The 17,327-nt window shown below is 66.9% G+C and carries 13 protein-coding genes; 5 read left to right on the top strand and 8 right to left on the bottom strand.

All coding sequences use genetic code 11. The features are described from left to right. Positions 1-13: 13 nt before the first annotated feature. Positions 14-766 carry an IclR family transcriptional regulator gene (locus tag CFB82_RS27685; protein ID WP_089486093.1) on the bottom strand — a complete coding sequence of 251 codons (753 nt, stop codon included), beginning with the start codon at positions 764-766 and terminating at the stop codon, positions 14-16. A 187-nt stretch (positions 767-953) separates the two neighbouring features. On the opposite strand from CFB82_RS27685, the gene CFB82_RS27680 reads away from it, so the two are divergent. Together CFB82_RS27680 and CFB82_RS27675 are read left to right on the top strand one after the other, a co-directional pair. Next, positions 954-1,940: an AAA family ATPase gene (locus CFB82_RS27680; protein WP_089486092.1), complete on the top strand. Its 987-nt coding sequence runs from the start codon at positions 954-956 to the stop codon at positions 1,938-1,940. Beyond that, positions 1,937-3,658, top strand: coding sequence for a cobaltochelatase CobT-related protein (locus CFB82_RS27675; RefSeq protein WP_089486091.1), 1,722 nt, complete (start codon positions 1,937-1,939; stop codon positions 3,656-3,658). Before CFB82_RS27680 ends, CFB82_RS27675 begins: the two co-directional genes overlap by 4 nt. A 109-nt stretch (positions 3,659-3,767) precedes the next feature. On the opposite strand, the gene CFB82_RS27670 is transcribed toward CFB82_RS27675, so the two are convergent. The 6 genes from CFB82_RS27670 to pdxR form a co-directional block, all read right to left on the bottom strand. Next, complete coding sequence (locus CFB82_RS27670) at positions 3,768-4,535, bottom strand: sulfite exporter TauE/SafE family protein (RefSeq protein ID WP_089486090.1); 768 nt, start codon at positions 4,533-4,535, stop codon at positions 3,768-3,770. Then, positions 4,532-5,566: a phosphate acetyltransferase gene (gene pta / locus CFB82_RS27665; protein WP_089486089.1), complete on the bottom strand. Its 1,035-nt coding sequence runs from the start codon at positions 5,564-5,566 to the stop codon at positions 4,532-4,534. Before pta ends, CFB82_RS27670 begins: the two co-directional genes overlap by 4 nt. A 127-nt stretch (positions 5,567-5,693) precedes the next feature. After that, a complete protein-coding gene (gene xsc / locus CFB82_RS27660) occupies positions 5,694-7,511 on the bottom strand; it encodes a sulfoacetaldehyde acetyltransferase (RefSeq protein ID WP_089486088.1) in 1,818 nt (605 codons plus the stop codon). Positions 7,512-7,671: 160 nt separating this feature from the next. Then, positions 7,672-8,070 (bottom strand): nuclear transport factor 2 family protein, encoded by a 399-nt coding sequence (locus tag CFB82_RS27655; protein WP_089486087.1) that lies wholly within the window; start codon positions 8,068-8,070, stop codon positions 7,672-7,674. A gap of 375 nt (positions 8,071-8,445) precedes the next feature. After that, complete coding sequence (locus CFB82_RS27650) at positions 8,446-11,331, bottom strand: GH92 family glycosyl hydrolase (RefSeq protein WP_089486086.1); 2,886 nt, start codon at positions 11,329-11,331, stop codon at positions 8,446-8,448. 481 nt (positions 11,332-11,812) lie between these two features. Continuing rightward, positions 11,813-13,339 carry a MocR-like pyridoxine biosynthesis transcription factor PdxR gene (gene pdxR, locus CFB82_RS27645; RefSeq protein ID WP_089486085.1) on the bottom strand — a complete coding sequence of 509 codons (1,527 nt, stop codon included), beginning with the start codon at positions 13,337-13,339 and terminating at the stop codon, positions 11,813-11,815. Between the two features lie 269 nt (positions 13,340-13,608). Between pdxR and CFB82_RS27640 the strand changes: the two genes are divergently transcribed. Next, entirely contained in the window at positions 13,609-13,950 is a 342-nt protein-coding gene (locus tag CFB82_RS27640) for a GNAT family N-acetyltransferase (RefSeq protein WP_089486084.1), read from the top strand. Positions 13,951-13,994: 44 nt separating this feature from the next. Then, entirely contained in the window at positions 13,995-15,449 is a 1,455-nt protein-coding gene (gene phnY, locus CFB82_RS27635) for a phosphonoacetaldehyde dehydrogenase (RefSeq protein ID WP_089486298.1), read from the top strand. 45 nt (positions 15,450-15,494) lie between these two features. On the opposite strand, the gene CFB82_RS27630 is transcribed toward phnY, so the two are convergent. Beyond that, positions 15,495-15,629: a hypothetical protein gene (locus tag CFB82_RS27630; protein WP_373558858.1), complete on the bottom strand. Its 135-nt coding sequence runs from the start codon at positions 15,627-15,629 to the stop codon at positions 15,495-15,497. 65 nt (positions 15,630-15,694) lie between these two features. Here CFB82_RS27630 and CFB82_RS27625 point away from each other — a divergent pair, with 65 nt between their 5' ends. Further along, a complete protein-coding gene (locus CFB82_RS27625) occupies positions 15,695-16,897 on the top strand; it encodes an RNA-guided endonuclease InsQ/TnpB family protein (protein ID WP_089486082.1) in 1,203 nt (400 codons plus the stop codon). The last annotated feature ends 430 nt before the right edge of the window (positions 16,898-17,327 follow it).

Genomic DNA, 17,327 nt, shown 5'->3' with positions numbered 1-17,327 from the left:
CGCCGTGCGGGAACTAGAACGTTTCCGCGAGCGCGCGCGCCGCTTGCTGCAAACGCGGCACATGGTCGAGCAGCCGCGACAGCGGTGCGCGCGACACGGGCGCATGCACGGCGACCGCGGCGATGCACGCACCGTCGTCGCTGACGATCGGTGCCGCAATGCACACGATGCCCGCGACGTATTCCTCATTGTCGATCGCGACGCCCTTGTGCGCGGTGCGGTCGAGTTCGGCTTCGAGCAGCTCGGGGTCCGAGATCGTGTTCGGCGTGTAGCGCGGCAGCGCCAGCGCGCGTACCAGCGCGGTGCGTTCGTCGCGCGGCAGCAGCGCGAGCAGCAGCTTGCCGCTGGCGCTGCAATGCGCGGGCACGCGCGAGCCGGGCTTCAGGTCGAGCCGCAGCGGCCAGTCGGCTTCGACGCGGTCGAGATAGACGACATCCGTGTCGTGCAGCGCGGTGAGGTTGCAGGTTTCGCCGAGATCGGCGACGAGCCGTTCGAGGATCGCGTGGCGCAGCCGGCGCGCGCCCGCATGCAGCATCACGCCGGTGCCGAGCCGCGCGAGGCGCGGGCCGATCGCATACGCGTTCTTGCGGCCCGGCTCGCGGATCACGAGGCCGCCGGCCTCGAGCGACGCGAGCATCCGGTGCAGCGACGCCTTCGGGATATCGACTTCGCGCACGAGATCGGCGAGCGACACGGCATCGCCGGCCTGGACGAGATGTTCGAGCAGCGCGAAGGCGCGCAACGTGGGCGTATCCGCGGGCAGCATGGCAGGCGTTCCGGAAACTGGAGTGCGGCCATTGTACCGAACGGCCTGGAAAGCCGGCCACGTGGGGCAGTGGGCGCGGCAGCCCGGCACGCATTTTCAGTGATGGAACGAATCGTTCCGTCAACACGACCGGCGCGGGCGCGACGATCGACGCCCGCATGACAAGCAACGACAGGAGCGCAACGCAATGGATGGGGTGGCGAACAAGCCGGATTGCATGGTGTCGGTCCGCGAACGGTTCGGGTTCGATTCGGACCTGATGGTGCCCGCGTTCAGCACGCGCGACGACCACGTACCCGATATCGACGACGCATACCGGTTCAATCCGGACGTCACGCTTGCGATCCTCGCGGGCTTCGCACGCAATCGCCGCGTGCTCGTGCAGGGGATGCACGGCACCGGCAAGTCGACACATATCGAACAGGTCGCGGCACGGCTGAACTGGCCGTGCGTGCGTATCAATCTCGACGGCCACATCAGCCGGCTCGACCTCGTCGGCAAGGATGCGATCGTCGTGCGCGACGACGTGCAGGTAACCGAATTCCAGGAAGGGATCGTGCCGTGGGCGCTGCAGCGTCCGGTCGCGCTGATTTTCGATGAATACGATGCGGGGCGGCCCGACGTGATGTTCGTGATCCAGCGGATTCTGGAGCGCGACGGCAAGTTCACGCTGCTCGACCAGAACCGCGTGATTCACCCGCATCCGTCGTTCCGGCTGTTCGCGACCGCGAACACGGTCGGGCTCGGCAACCTGAACGGGCTCTACCATGGCACGCAGATGCTCAACCACGCGCAGATGGACCGCTGGAACGTGGTCGCGACGCTCGACTACCTGCCGCGCGACGAGGAGATCGGCATCGTGCGCGCGCGCGTGCCGGAACTCGCGGACGAAGCCGGCCGCCCGCTGCTCGAATCGATGGTGAGCCTCGCGGAGCTGACGCGCAACGGCTTCGCGACCGGCGATCTGTCGACGCTGATGTCGCCGCGCACAGTGATCAACTGGGCCGAGAACTGCCAGATCTTCCGCGATCCGGCGCTCGCGTTCCGGCTCACGTTCCTGAACAAGTGCGACGACGCCGAACGGCCGGTCGTCGCCGAGTATTACCAGCGCTGTTTCGGCGAGGAACTGGCGGTTGCGTCGCGTGTCGGCGGCGAGCCGGGAGCGGGGCGGTGAGCGCCGATCGCGACGCCGCGCGCCGCGCATCGGCGCGCGAAGCGCTGGGCGCGTCGACGGTGCGTGCGCTGACGCGCGACGCGGCGCTGCATTACCGCGCGGGCCGCGTGTGCCGCGACCTGCGGCCGCTGCCGATCCATGCGCCGCACCTGCGCGCGCAGGCCGCCGACGACGATCTCGCGTCGTGGCGCGGTGCGGCCGACGGCGCCGCACTGCGCATCCTGCATTCGGATGCGGACCTGCATCGCGCGTTGTCCGGCGACGATCCGGTCGAACGCGTGCTGTTCGAAATGCTCGAGCAACTGCGCTGTGAGTCGCTGGCGCCGCCCGCCATGCGCGGTGTCGTGCAGAACCTGCGCCATCGTTTCGAGACCTGGGCGCGCGCATTTCACCGGTCGGGGCAGGCCGATACGCATGTCGGGATTCTCGTGTACACGGTCGCGCAGATCGCATGGTCGCGGCTGACGGGCTGGCCCGTGCTCGAAGAGACGGAAGACCTGATCGAAGCGTCGCGCGCGGCGATCGTTCCCGAGATCGGTGTGCAGCTCGCGGGGCTCAAGCGGTGCCGGCACGATCAGCGCGCATTCGCGGAACATGCGCTGACGCTTGCGAAGCGCATCGCGGCGATGATCCACGACGCGCGTGCGGCCGTCGTCGAAACGGCGGCCGAAGACGCGCGCGAGCAGGACGATGCACTGACGAATTTCTCGCTGTGGGTCGATTTCGACGAGACTGGCATCGATATGCCGGCTCTCGTGGAGACGGGCGACAGCGTCGTGCTGCAAGGTGGCGACGCCGTCTACCGCGCGTACACGACGCGCTACGACCGCGAACTCCGGCCGGCCGCGCAGATCCGTGCGGCGCTCCTGCGCGAATATCGCGACCGGCTCGACGGCCAGGTCGCCGCGCAGCGGATCAACGTCACGCGGCTCGCACGTGTGTTGCGTGCGGCGCTCGTCGTGCCGCAGGCCGACGGCTGGTCGTTCGGCGAGGAGCATGGCCGGCTCGACGGCCGCCGCCTCGCGCAACTGGTCAGCTCGCCGGCCGAACGGCGGTTGTTCCGGCTCGAACGCGTGCGGCCGCACGCCGACTGCGCGCTCGCGTTCCTGATCGACTGCTCGGGGTCGATGAAGACGTGGATCGACGGCGTCGCGCTGATGGTCGATACGCTGGCCCGCGCGGGCGATGCCGCCGGTCTCGCAACCGAAGTGCTGGGCTTCACGACGCTCGCCTGGAACGGCGGCCGCGCACGGCACGACTGGCTCGCGCGCGGCAAGCCGCGCCATCCGGGCCGGCTCAACGAAACCGGTCACCTGGTGTTCAAGGACGCGGATGCCCGCTGGCGACATGCGCGCACGGGCATTGCCGCGCTGTTCAAGGCGGACCTGTTCCGTGAAGGTGTGGACGGCGAAGCGGTCGAATGGGCGTGCGCGCGTCTCGCGGCGCGGCCGGAGGCGCGCAAGATCCTCGTCGTGATCTCGGACGGCAGCCCGATGGATGGCGCGACGGCGCTCGCGAACGATCCGTTCTACCTCGACAACCACCTGAAGCAGGTGGTTGCGCGCCAGGAGTCGGCCGGCCGCGTCGAAGTGCTCGGGCTCGGCGTCGGGCTCGATCTCGGTCCGTACTACCGGCACCGGCTCGCGATCGATCTCGCGTCAGCGCCGGACATGAAGCGGCTCGTCGAAATCGCCGGATGGATCGGCGCGCGGCGATGACGCGGGTGACTGCATTCGACACGGACGCGGACGCGGCAACTGTGTACGCGTCGAGTCCGAATCGATCGCCGGGAACAGGGCGGTTCGACGCGGCGCACGCCGCGCGACATCAAGCGCGATGCAGCAGCGGCGGCAGCGACGTTGCGATCAGCCCGATGCCGATCGCCATCAGCACGCCGAACGCAAGCCGGCGCAGCGCGACCGGCGACAGCGGCGGCGGATAGTGGCGCGCGGCGACCGTCGTCAGCATCACGACCGGCGTCGCGATCGCGGCCAGCAGCCAGATGTCGCGATCGAGCTGGCCTTCGCATGCGCTGTACAGCACGCGCGTGGCCGAGGTCGTCGTGAACAGCACGATCAGTGCGCAGCGGATCTGCACGAGCGTCAGCGGCTGCCGGTAGAACTGGAAGATCAGCGGCGGACCCGACACGCCGAACATTCCGCTCAGCAAGCCGCCGAACAGGCCGCTGACGAAGAAGCTGCGGTTGTCCGAGCGCTCGGTGAGCGGCGTCGGGCGCAGCGCCGTGCTCAGGCCGCCGTACAGCACGACCGCGCCGAGGATCAGTTGCAGCAGGTCGGCCGCCGAGCGGCTCAGGCACTCGAGCAGCAGCACGCCCGCGACGACGGACGGCAGGATGCCGAGCGTCGCCGCGCCGACCGCGCGCCAGTCGATGTGATGCAACCGGCCGGGCAACGCGGTCGCGCCGTTCGCGAGCGACACGACGCTCATCAGCGTGGCGACCGTGGCGAGCGGCGCGAGCCCGAAGCCGCTCGTCGCGCCCATCACGATCATTCCGAGCCCGAAGCCGGTGACGGTCTGGAAATAGCTGCCGGCGCCGATCACCGCGATCAGGATCGCCAGTTTGTCGGCTGTCATGCGTGCGCAGCCTCGCCGGTTGCGGCGCGTTGCGCGGCCGCCTGCGCCTGCACGGTGGTTGCCGCGATCACGTGATACACGTCGTCGGCGCTGCAGCCGCGCGACAGGTCGTTCGCGGGGCGGCGCAGCCCCTGCAGCAGCGGGCCGACGGCCTTCGCGCGGCCGATCCGCTCGGCGAGCTTGTAGCCGATGTTGCCGGCTTCGAGGCTCGGGAACACGAGCACGTTCGCGTGGCCGCCCACCTGCGAATGCGCGATCTTGCGCTCGGCGATTTCCGCGACGATCGCCGCGTCGAGCTGCACGTCGCCGTCGATCGCGAGGGTGGGGCGCAGTGCGCGCACGTGCGCGGTCGCGGCCGTTACCTTGTCGACCGCCGCGTGATGCGCACTGCCGCTCGTCGAGAACGACAGCATCGCCACGCGCGGCGCCTCGCCGAGCAGCGCGTGCGCGCTGTCGGCGGCGGCCATCGCGATCTCGGCGAGCTGATCGGCGTGCGGATCGACGACCAGCGCGCAGTCGGAGAAGATCAGCCCGCCCTTGATCGTGTGAAACGGCTCGCACAGCATCATCAGGAAAAAGCTCGACACGATTCGGAACGCGGGCTCGACGCCGATCAGCTGGATTGCCGCGCGCACGACGTCGGCCGTCGCATGCACGGCGCCCGCGACCGAGCCGTCCGCATCGCCGAGCCGCACCATCAGGTTCGCGTGGCAGAGCGGGTCGAGCACCGCGTCGCGCGCGGCCTCGGCCGTCATGCCCTTGTTCTTGCGCAGCGTGTGCAGCGTGTCGGCATAGGCATCGCGTTGCGTGGCGGTGGCCGGATCGACGAGCGTCATGCCGTCGAGATCGATCGCGTCGCGCGCGGCCGCCGCGTGGATCGCCGCACGGTTGCCGACGAGCACGATGCGGGCGATGCCGTCGCGTGTCGCACGTGCGGCGGCCTGCAGCACGCGCGGATCGTCGGCTTCGCACAGCGCGATGCGCATCGGCTGGCGGCGCGCGGCGTCGAGAATGCGGTCGAGGGCTTTCATCGTTTGCTCGGATAAGGAAGAAAAACGGCCGGATGCGGCGGCCCGCACGGGGCACGGCGTCCGGCCGGAGGGCCGGCCGCGCGAGAGGGGCGCGCGACCGGCAACGGGGTGCGTCGGCGACGCGGCGTTACACGTAGTCCTTGTACTTGTCGAGCATGCGCACCGGCTTCGACAGCGCATCGCGACGGAACGGGTCGCCGAGTTCGCGCGTGCACATGATCTCGATGATCGTCGTCTTGCCTTCGTTCATCTGCATGTCGATCGCACGCTTGAGCGCCGGGCCCACCTCCTCGAGGCGGTCGACCGTGATCCCTTCGGCGCCCATCGCGCGCGCGATCGCCGCGAAGCTCTGGTTGTCGAGTTCACCGGCGACGAAGCGGCGGTTGTAGAAGTCGACCTGGTTCTTCTTCTCCGCGCCCCACTGGCGGTTGTGGAACACGACGGCCGTCACCGGGATGTTGTGGCGCACGCAGGTCATCGTTTCCATCAGGCTCATGCCCCATGCGCCGTCGCCCGCATACGACACGGCCGGGCGGTGCGGTGCGGCGACCTTCGCGCCGATGATCGTCGGGAACGCATAGCCGCAGTTGCCCCAGCTCATCGCCGCGAAGAAGCTGCGCGGCTTGTTGAAGCGCAGGTAGCTGTTCGCGACCGAGTTGATGTTGCCGATGTCGGTCGACACCATCACGTCCTCGGGCATCGCCTTCTCGAGCTCGCGCAGCACCTGGCGCGGATGCAGGTACTGGCCGCCGCTGAACGGCTTCTCGTGCTTCTGCTCCTCGATCATGTCGAGGCTGTACGCGTCGCGCTCGTGCGTCCAGTCGTCGAGTTCCTTTTCCCATGCGGCCTTCTCGGTCGCGATCTGGTCGGCGCGATCGCCGCGCGAGCCGTCGCACGCGAGCGTGCGGCCTTCGAGGCGTTGCGTGAGCGCGATCGCCGCGGCCTTCGCGTCGCCGCAGATGCCGACCGAGATCTTCTTCACGAGGCCGAGCATCTTGTGATCGGCGTCGATCTGGATGATCTTCGCGTCCTTCGGCCAGTAGTCCATTCCGTGCTGGGGCAGCGTGCCGAACGGTCCGAGGCGCGAGCCGAGCGCGATCACGACGTCCGCGCGCGACAGCAGCTTCATCGCCGCCTTCGAGCCCTGGTAGCCGAGCGGGCCGCACCACAGCGGATGGTTCGCCGGGAACGAGTCGTTGTGCAGGTAGCTGTTGACGACCGGTGCGCCGAGCCGTTCGGCGAGCGCCTTGCATTCCTCGATCGCATCGGCCATCACGACGCCGCCGCCCGAGATGATCACCGGGAACTTCGCCTGCGCGATCAGCGCGGCTGCGTCGTCCAGGCTCTGCTCGCCGCCGGCGCCGCGATCGAGCCGGCGCGGTTGCGGAATCTCGACCTTGACCTTGCCATAGAAGTAGTCGCGCGGGATATTCAGCTGGGTCGGGCCCATCTCGGCCTGCGCGCGGTCGAAGCAGCGCGCGGTGAATTCGGCCATCCGCGCCGGGTGCGTGACGTGGCCCTGGTATTTCGTGAACTCCTGGAACATCGGCAGCTGGTTTGCTTCCTGGAAACCGCCGAGGCCGATGCCCATCGTGCCGGCTTCCGGCGTGACGATCACGACCGGGCTATGGGCCCAGTACGCGGCCGCGATCGCCGTCACGCAGTTGCTGATGCCGGGGCCGTTCTGGCCGATCACGACGCCGTGGCGGCCCGACACGCGCGCATAGCCGTCGGCCATATGGCCCGCGCCCTGTTCGTGCACGACCGGGATCAGCCGGATGCCGGCCGGTGCAAAGATGTCCATCGCATCCATGAACGCGGAGCCCATGATGCCGAACATGTCGGTCACGCCGTTGGCCGCGAGGGTCTCGACGAAGGCTTCGGACGGCGTCATGTCCTGCGGACCGTTCGCCGATGCACGCAGGGAAGTGGATTGTTCGCTCATGGGTTGTCTCCGATTGTTCAATTAACGGAACGTCTTGTTCCAGATGCTATTTGCTGGGGAAGGCCGGTCAAGTCATTCCGCCCGCTGCCGGGGAATGTGGAATGAAATGAAATGATTCGTTTCAAAATGCGTGGGGAGCACGGTGGCCGGGGCGGTGCGCTCAGGCCGGCTGCTTCGGCCGTTCCTTGCGGAATGCCCGCTTGACGGCGATCAGCCCGTCGCGGAATTCGAACAGGTCGCAGCCTTCGGCCTCGATGCGCCAGCCTTCGGCGTGCGTGCCCGTGAACACCCATTCGGAGACGCCGCGCTCGCCGGCGATGGTGTGGCGGCCGTGGCCCCAGTGGGCGTCGGGGAAGGTCTTGAACACGGCTTCGAACGCGGCGCGTACCGCGTCACGGCCGACGAAGCGCGTGCCGTGGATGTCGGGGCCGCCGGCCGCGTCGAACACGCAGTCCTCGGTCATGAAGCCCATCAACGCATTGGCGTCGTGCCGGTTGAAGGCGTCGGAAAAGGCCGCGAGCGTGGCGGCCGTGACGGGGGCGGTGAGCGTGTCTGCCATAACGTGTCTCCTGTCGAATGGTGGGCGGTGCGCAAGGCGCTGGCGCGCATGCGGCACGCGGTATCGACACGTTAGTGAGCGCTCGTTTTTGGCGGTAGCGCCAGTCGGGAGGATTCGCTTGGGCCAGCGGCGGCGCCTGACCGGTGCGCCTGTCTGCCGGTGCCCCGCGGGCTCACGACGGTGAGTGCCTTGACGCGCATCGATCGAAATCGTCGACGCGGCGCGATGAGCAAAAAGCGCTGCCTCAGGGGCATATCGCGAAACCGTTGCAGTGACGCGAGGACGTCTCGGCGACCGTGGGCCGCGCGGCAGCAGCGCCGGCCGGCGAGGGGATACATCGGAAGGCCCGATGCATCCCCGCCGGTCATGCGGACGTCAGGACGCCGTCATGCCGATGCCGAACACATGCATCTTGCCGGCGCTCACCTGGCGCGGCAGCACGATGCTCGTCACCACCTTGCCGGGCGGCACCGGAATCTTCTGCGCGAAGATATAGGTCTTGACGTTGTCCTGCTGGCCGCTGCCCGAATTGCGGTACGCCATCGTGACGGCGATCGCCGCGCTGGCGTGCGCGCTGCCGCCGTTCAGCGTCCAGTCGTCGAACGCCAGCGTGACAGCCTGACTCGAACCGTCGGCGAAATTCAGCTGCGCCGTGCCGCTGCTCGGGCCATTGTTGGCCGAGCCGAGCACCACCACGCCGGTGCCGGCCGATCCCGGCGGCAGCATCACGGTCTGGCCGACGGTCACGGTGTTGTCGAGCGAGAGCGGCCCGCCCGCGACCGCGACGCTGGCGCCGGCCACCGCGAACGGCTTGCCGGGCTGCACGCCCGCCGCTGCCAGCGCATTCAGCGAGTAGCTGAACAGGCTACCGTCGAAGTCCGCGCCCTGGCCGTCGGCATTGGTCGCGCCGTCCGCGCTGAAGCCGCGATTGTTGTAGCTGTCGACCGCGTTGATCGCCACGGGCACGCCGAACGACGGCGGCTGTTTCCTGCTGCCCCATTGCGATGGCGCGCTGCCCATTGCGAAGTGCAGCGTCGCGCCGTTCGCGATGTCGTCGAAGGCGACCCACGGCACTTCGTGCGCGCGACCGTTGATCGACAGCGACTGCACATAGCTGGACGCGGGCGCGCCTTCGGCACGAATCCGCCACGTGCGGCCAGTGCCGAGCCGGACGTCGATCTGCGGGAACTGCGGACTGCCGATCGCCAGGCCCGCGACGCCGGGGATCTGCGGATACAGGCCCAGCGCACCCCACACATACCAGCCCGACACGGCGCCGAGGTCGTCGTTGCCCGGCAAGCCGTCGGGGCCGGTGCCGAACGCGCTGGCGAGGATCTGCTGCACCACGCGCTGCGTGCCCGACGGCTGCCCGGCCCAGTTGTAGAGCCAGGGCACCTCGAAAGTCGGCTCGTTGCCCATGTAGAAGTTGGGCAGGCTCAGGCCGGCATTGAGCACCGTGAAGAACTGGTCGAGCCGCGACGTCACCGCCGCATTGCCGCCCAGCTGCGCGAACAGGCCCGCACCGTTGTACGGCACCATCCACGTGTACTGCTCGGCATTGCCTTCCACGTAGTTGTCGCCGCTGCTCGGCGTCTCGGGTATCCACGCGCCGTTCGACTGGCGCGCCGCGATCAGCGGCGGCGTCAGCGCGGTGTCGAGCAGGTTCTGCCAGTACGCCGAGCGGCTCAGCAGCATGCGCTGCGTGGCGGCGTCGCCGAGTGCCCCGGCGAAGCGCGAGATCGCGAAATCGCTGCTTGTGTATTCGAGCGAGGACGAAGCCTGCCCCCACTCGCCGTTGGTGATGTACCCGGTCTGCAGGTAGCTCGCACGACCGCCGTTGGTGGTCACGTTGTTGCAGGCCGTGCCGGGGATGTTCGCCATCTTCACCATGTGCTGCAGCGCGGATCGCGTATCGAAGCGCCGCGCGCCGAACGCATAGGCGTTCGAGACGATCAGCGAACCGGCGTCGCCCGGCATCACGCCGTCCTCGACGTTGTCGTTGACCCAGTGCGGAATCGCGCCGCATTGGTCCGCGTCGTTGATCAGCGACTGGATCATGTCGCTCGTTTCGGACGGGTTGAGGATCGACTTCAGCTGGATCAGCGAGCGGTAGATGTCCCAGCCCGAGAACGACGAATACTGGGCCTGCTGGCCCTTGGCGACCTGGTGCACGGTGTTGTCGAAGCCGATGTACTGGCCGTTCACGTCACTGAAGATGCTGGGTGCCCACAGCGCGTGATAGAGCGCCGTGTAGAACTTCTTCTTCGCGTCGAGCGTGCCGCCCGCCACGCGGATGCTATTGAGGCGCTCGTTCCAGATGCGGTCGGCCTGCGTGCGCACGCCCGCGAAGTTCCAGCCGCGATTTTCCGCGTCGAGGTTGGCTTTTGCGTTGGCGACGCTGACGTAGGAGATGCCGATCTTCATCCTGGCCGTCTGGCCGGAGCGGAAACCGAGCTGGGCCACGCCGTGCGAAATCGACGCCGACGTGAAGGGCTGGTCGAAGGCGGCGTAGAAGTAGACGGGTACCGGCACCGAGTTGCCGCAGAAGCCGCCGCCGATGGTGCTGCCGGAAATGGCGCTGTCGGAAACCTGCGTGATGGCGCCGGTGGTCGAGGTCTTGGTGTTGGTGCGGGTCGCGTCGAGCACCAGCAGCGCGGGTTTGCCGGCCGGGTACGTGAACTGGCCGAAGCCGGTGCGCAGGGTGGCGGTCAGCTCCACCTTGATCTGCGAGTCGAGCAGCACGGAGTAGTAGCCGGGCCTCGCCGTTTCATTCGCATGACTGAAGGTTGGCGCGAGCTGAGCCGGGTCGGTGGTCGGCATGACCGGAAATTCGCCGTTGTTGCCGCTGCAGCCGGCACCCGGCATGTGCGTCATGCTGAAGCCCTGGATCGAGTGGATGTCGTAGTAGTAGCCGGCGGGCGAGTTCGGCTCCTGGCTGTTGTTCGGCGCGGGCGTGGTGTTGGTGTCGGGCGCCCACTGCACCATGCCCGACGGCAGGCCGGCGGCCGGTTCGACGCTGCCGGCCTGTCCCGCAGGCACCGGGTTCGGCGAGTTGCTCGCGAGTGTGCCGATCAGTGGATCGACGTACTGTGTCAACGACAGGTTGCGGTTGTCATCGAGATTGGTCGTATCGGCCACGGCGTCCGACGGGCGTGCCGCCAATGCCAACGCCGCGGTTCCGTCGCTGCCGTCACCGCCTCCGCACCCGCTCAACGCGCACGCCGCGGCCAGGATTGCCGCGAGCGTCGTGAATCGAATCATGATCGCCCCCTCCGGTTATCCATGCATTTTTTCGTCGGCAGTCCAATCGATCGAACCGTCGGTTCGTCGTGGCGTGTTGCCGTCTTTCAGCGTCGTAACACTAGGATTTGGATGAATCCGTTGTCAATCGGATTTGGAGAGTTGTAATGTTTTTATTGGATTTACTAAACGAATCGAAACGAAAACAATCCAGGCGATGGTGTGTTGAAGCCGCACTGTAGCGGTCTGCAAGCGTGAGCGATGCACGCGGTGTCCGATGAAGCAGCGGATATGGCCTGCCGGTCGAATCGATGCATCTTGCGTTCACGTCTGCGGTTCATCGATACCCGACAAGGCGGTCGGCAATCATGCGGCCGCGAGTCACGTTGCAGGATGACTCACGGCCGATCGTTGAAACGGGTTTCGCCAGCAGCCGCCCACGCAACGCTCGTGCTCCCGGGTGACTGCGCTGCGCCGGCGCACGACGCTTTTTCGCGTGCGGTCAGGCCACCGGACGTTGCGTGCGCACGCATTGCGCGAGCGCCCGCACACCCGGCTCGATCCGCTCGAGCGGGATCGCGGAAAACCCCATCCGGAAGCAGCGTCGCGCGTCGCCTTCATCGTTCATGAAGAACACGCTGCCCGGCTCGATCAGGATGCCGGCTTCCTGTGCATCGGCGGCGAGGCGCGTCGCATCGAGCCACGGCGGCCCCTCGACCCAGCACGATGCACCGCCCGTCACCGGCACGTACCGCGCTTCCGGCAAGTGCGCATCGAGCGCCGCCATCAGCGCCTGCGAGCGCTCGCTGTACGCATGCGCGAGCCGGCGTAGCAACGCGTCGTGATGGCCGAGCGCGAGAAAGGTCGCGAACGCGCGCTGGATATACGCGACCGGGTGGCGCACCATCAGCCGCCGCAGCGCACGCAGTTCGCGGATCAGCTCGCGCGGCCCGACCACGTAGCCGAGCCGCAGCCCCGGCGCGAACGTCTTCGACAGGCTGCCGACGTAGATCACGCGGTCGGCCGTATCGAGGCTCTTCAGCGCCGGATGCGGCGTGCCGGAGAACGTGTTCTCGCTCTCGTAGTCGTCCTCGATGATCACGAAGTCATGCTGCTGCGCGCAATCGAGCAGCGCGCGGCGGCGTTCGACCGGCATCGTCGCGGTGGTCGGGCACTGGTGGCTCGGCGTCACGTACACGTAGTCGCAGCGCGAGAGCGTCGCGCCGAGCGCGCCGGGTGCGATCCCGTGGCCGTCGACGGCCAGCGGCAGCAGCCGTGCGTTGCGGTTCTCGAAGATGTTGCGCGCGTCCGGATAGCCGGGGTTCTCGAAACCGACCGTGGTGTGCTTGCCGCACAGCAGGTCCGCGATCAGATACAGCGCCTGCTGGCAGCCGTTCGTGACGACGATCTCGTCGGGCATTGCGAACACGCCGCGCCGTGGCAGCACGCGCGTGCGGATCTGCTGGATCAGCGATTCGTCGTCGCGTTCGATCAGGTCGGGCGCCCAGTTGCGGATCTCCATCACCGACAGCGCCTTCAGGCAGCATTCGCGCCAGTCGTTGGTCGGAAACAGCGACTGGTCGAATTGCCCGTAGATGAACGGATATTCGTAGTGCTGCCAGTTCGCGGGCTTCACGATGTTGCGCTGCCTCGACGGCGGATGCGCGATGCGCTCGTCCCATGCGGGGCGGCCCGGCGTGTCGTCGCCGCCGCCGGGCTGCACGGCGGGCTTGGCGGCCGAGAAGCCGGGCAGGCCCTCGAGCATCTTCGGGTTCACGAAGTGCCCGCTGCGTTCGCGCGAGATCAGGTAGCCCTCTTCGACGAGCATCTGGTACGCGAGCACGACGGTGTTGCGCGCGACGCCGAGTTGGTCGGCGAGCTCGCGGCTCGACGGCAGCGCGGCATCGGGCGCGAGCTGGCCGTCGAGGATCGCGGCCACGAGCATCCGCCGGATCTGGTCCTGCAGGCTCGACGCCGACGACCGCCGGAACTGCTGGGCCCATAAGGCGGTCGGGGTGCGACTCGGCATGCTTCCTCCTGTGATCGGTACGGGAAACGCGAGGCGGTGCGCGTGATGCGCGCGGCCCGCGAGGGGCGCGGTGTCGCGAGCATACGCGCGTCGCGCCGTGGATGTGGACTCAATGAAAGGTGCCGTCTGGCACTACTGCGTGCCGATGTGGCAAGACGATACTCAAACCGTCGCCCCTGGACGATCCGGATTAGTCCCCGGTTCGCGGGCGCAGGGAGGCGTGCGCGCATCGCGTTCGCCTGCAGCGTGATGCCAAGGAGAGGGACGCCATGCATGTCGTCGTATTCAGGGATCGCTGCGAGCGCGTGATCCGCATCGTGTTCGACGATGCACGTGCGACGGCGGTCGCGTATCGCGACGACGAGGCGATCGGCGAACTCGGCATCGACGACGACGGTGGCAGCGCCATGCGATCACCGTCGCTCACGCGGCTGTACGTCGAACCCGCGTATCGGCGCAGCGGCATCGCGCACACGCTGCTCGCTAGCGCGTCGCGCGAATTCGGGCGGCCGATCCGCATCGATGCCCGCGCACGGGAATGGCCCGATACGCCGGCCTGGGCGACGCTGTGCCGCTGCCTCGAATACGAAGGGCTGGTGGTGGTGCGCTAACCGAAAGCGTGGCCACGATCACGCTGCACAAAGACGGAGACGACATGAGCACGGTCCTGAAGCCGATTCCCGCATCCAGCGTGCGGCACGAAGCGTTGCGCATCGACGGGCAGCGCGAGTGGCGCGACGCAGTGATCGACGTGCGCAACCCGTACGACGGCGCGCTGGTCGGCACCGTGCCGAAGGCGACGCTGGACGACGTGCGGCGCGCGTTTGCCGCCGCGCGTGCCTACCGGCCGACGCTTACGCGCCACGATCGCGCGGCGATCCTGCGCCGTGCGGCCGATATCGTGCGCGCGCGCACTGCCGAGATTGCGGCGCTGATCACGGCCGAGGCCGGCTTGTGCATCAAGGATTCGACATACGAAGCTGGCCGCGTGGCCGACGTGCTGACGTTCGGCGCCGGTGAAGTGCTGAAGGACGACGGGCAGATCTTCTCGTGCGACCTGACCCCGCACGGCAAGAAGCGCCGCGTGTATACGCAGCGCGACCCGTTGCTCGGCGTGATCTCGGCGATCACGCCGTTCAATCACCCGATGAACCAGGTTGCGCACAAGATCGTGCCGTCGGTCGCGACCAACAACCGGATCGTCGTAAAGCCGTCGGAGAAGGTGCCGCTGTCGTGCTACCTGTTCGCGGACATCCTGTATGAAGCCGGCCTGCCGCCGCAGATGCTGCAAGTGCTCACCGGCGACCCGAAGGAGATCGCCGACGAGCTGATCACGAACCCGGCGATCGATCTCATCACGTTCACGGGCGGTGTGTCGATCGGCAAGTCGATCGCATCACGGATGGGCTACCGGCGCGCGGTGCTCGAACTCGGCGGCAACGATCCGATCATCGTGATGGAAGACGCTGACCTCGACGAAGCGAGCACGCTCGCGGTGTCGGGTTCGTACAAGAACTCTGGCCAGCGCTGCACCGCGATCAAGCGGATGCTCGTGCACGAGTCGGTGGCCGATCGCTTCACGGAGCTGGTGGTCGAGAAAACCAAGACGTGGTCATACGGCAATCCGGCCGATCCGTCGGTCGACATGGGCACGGTGATCGACGAGGCCGCCGCGAGGTTCTGCGAGCAGCAGGTGAACGACGCGATTGCACGCGGTGCGCGGCTGCTGGTCGGCAACGTGCACAGCGGCGCGCTGTATTCGCCGACGGTGATCGATCGCGTGACGCCCGACATGCCGCTCGTGAAATACGAAACCTTCGGCCCCGTGTCGCCGATCATGCGTTTCCGCGACATCGACGACGCGATCCGGATGTCGAACAGTACCGACTATGCACTGTCGTCGTCGGTCTGCACGAACCGCTTCGACCACATCACGCGCTTCATCACCGAGCTGGAAGTCGGCAGCGTGAACGTGCGCGAAGTGCCGGGCTACCGGCTCGAAGTGACGCCGTTCGGCGGCGTGAAGGATTCGGGGCTGGGGTACAAGGAGGGTGTGCAGGAAGCGATGAAGAGCTTCACGAACGTGAAGACGTATTCGCTGCCGTGGTGAGCGAGGCGGGGAAGGCCGTACCAGGCCCTCCCGCCGCCAGCAGCGTTACTGGTAGAAGTTGAGCGTGACCATCGCTGAACGGCCCGGCGCCCACGTCGCGTAGATCGGATATGCGCTCGAGTAATACTTCTTGTCGAACAGGTTCTGCACGTTGAGCTGCACGTCCATCGTCTTGTTCACGCGCCAGGTTGCGGCCGCGTCGAATGGCTTGACTCTCGCTTGTAGGCCACACATACAATGGCCCGATGCGACGACTCCAGGCCTTCAAATTCGAACTGATGCCGAACGGCGAGCAGCAGCGCGATATGCGCCGCTTCGCCGGATCGTGCCGGTTCGTCTACAACAAGGCATTGGCGTTGCAGAAGGAGAACTACGAGGCGGGCGGCAAGTTCATTGGATACGTAGCAATGGCCAAGCATCTGACGGAGTGGCGTAACGGAGGCGAAACGCCGTGGCTCAAGGATGCCCCCGTTCACCCGTTGCAACAGGCTCTCAAGGACATGGAGCGGGCCTACAAGAACTTCTTCGCCCAGCGAGCGGCGCTTCCGAAGTTCAAGAAGCGCGGCCAGCGCGACAGTTTTCGCTACCCGGACCCCAAGCAATTCAAGCTCGACCAGCCCAATGGGCGCATTTTCCTGCCCAAGCTGGGCTGGATGCGGCTGAGGTTGTCGCGTCCCGTGCCGGGCGAACTGCGCAACGCAACGGTCTGCTTCAACGCGGGCAAGTGGTGGGTCTCGATCCAGACCGAGCGGGAGGTCGAGCAGCCGGTGCCCCATGCCACCAGCGTGGTCGGCATCGATATGGGCATTGCCCGCTTCGCTACGATGAGCGACGGCACGTTTCTCACACCGCTTAACAGTTTCAAGAAACATGAGGCTCGTCTGCGCCGATGCCAACGTGCGATGAGCCGCAAGGTCAAGTTCAGCAATAACTGGAAAAAAGCCAAGGCCAGAGTCCAGCGTATCCATACGCGCATCGGCAATGCTCGCCGCGACTACCTGCACAAGGCCACGACCACGATCAGCAAAAACCACGCGATGGTGTGTATCGAGGACTTGCAGGTTCGGAATATGTCCAGGTCGGCGGCAGGCAGCACCGATGCGCCTGGCAAGAACGTTCGGGCCAAGTCCGGTTTGAACAAGGCCATCCTCGACCAAGGGTGGTTCGAGTTCAGGCGGCAGTTGGAATACAAGCTGGCCTGGAATGGCGGCTGGCTCGTGACAGTTCCGCCCGCGAATACAAGCCGGACGTGCCCGGCTTGTGGATACGTGAGTGCGGAAAATCGGACCACGCAGGAAAAATTCGCTTGTGTCGAATGCGGTTACGAGGAGAACGCCGATGTCGTCGGCGCTCTGAACATTCTGGCGCGGGGACACCGCGTTGCAGCCTGTGGAGAGCCGGTGCAGTCGGGCCGCTCTGTGAAGCAGGAACCCACCGAGGCGATCTGAGATAAACATCATCGTTTCAGACGCGGTAGGAGTCCCCCGTCTTCAGGTGGGGGAGGATGTCAACAGTTGCTCCGGGATCACCGTGACCGAGCGCGGCGCATCGAGCAGCGGCGCGGTGAACTTGCACGACGGCGAATGCTTCGCCTGTATGTCCGACGGCAGTCGACTGGACCATGATAGCCGGCAGTGTGGTGGACAACGAGGGCTGGTCAGTGGCATGGGCGGGAGCGGCTTTGGCGGAAGCGAGCAGCGGGGTTGCAGGTCAGCGCCAATACAAGGGTACGAGGCCTTGTATTGCACTTGGCGGACATATCGAGAGGCAGCGGAAGATTCAGGGAACAGGTACGGTTTCGCGATGCCGACCGGGCGTCGAGAGACATCGGAAGCGATCAGTGAAAATGAGTATTATTCGCGTTATTGGACGTGCGTG

Origin of the sequence: Burkholderia sp. HI2714 (assembly GCF_002223085.1) — a bacterium.
Classification (GTDB): Bacteria; Pseudomonadota; Gammaproteobacteria; order Burkholderiales; family Burkholderiaceae; genus Burkholderia; species Burkholderia lata_D.
The sequence above is the reverse complement of the archived record's forward strand: the minus strand, read 5'-3'. Positions and strand labels throughout refer to the sequence as shown.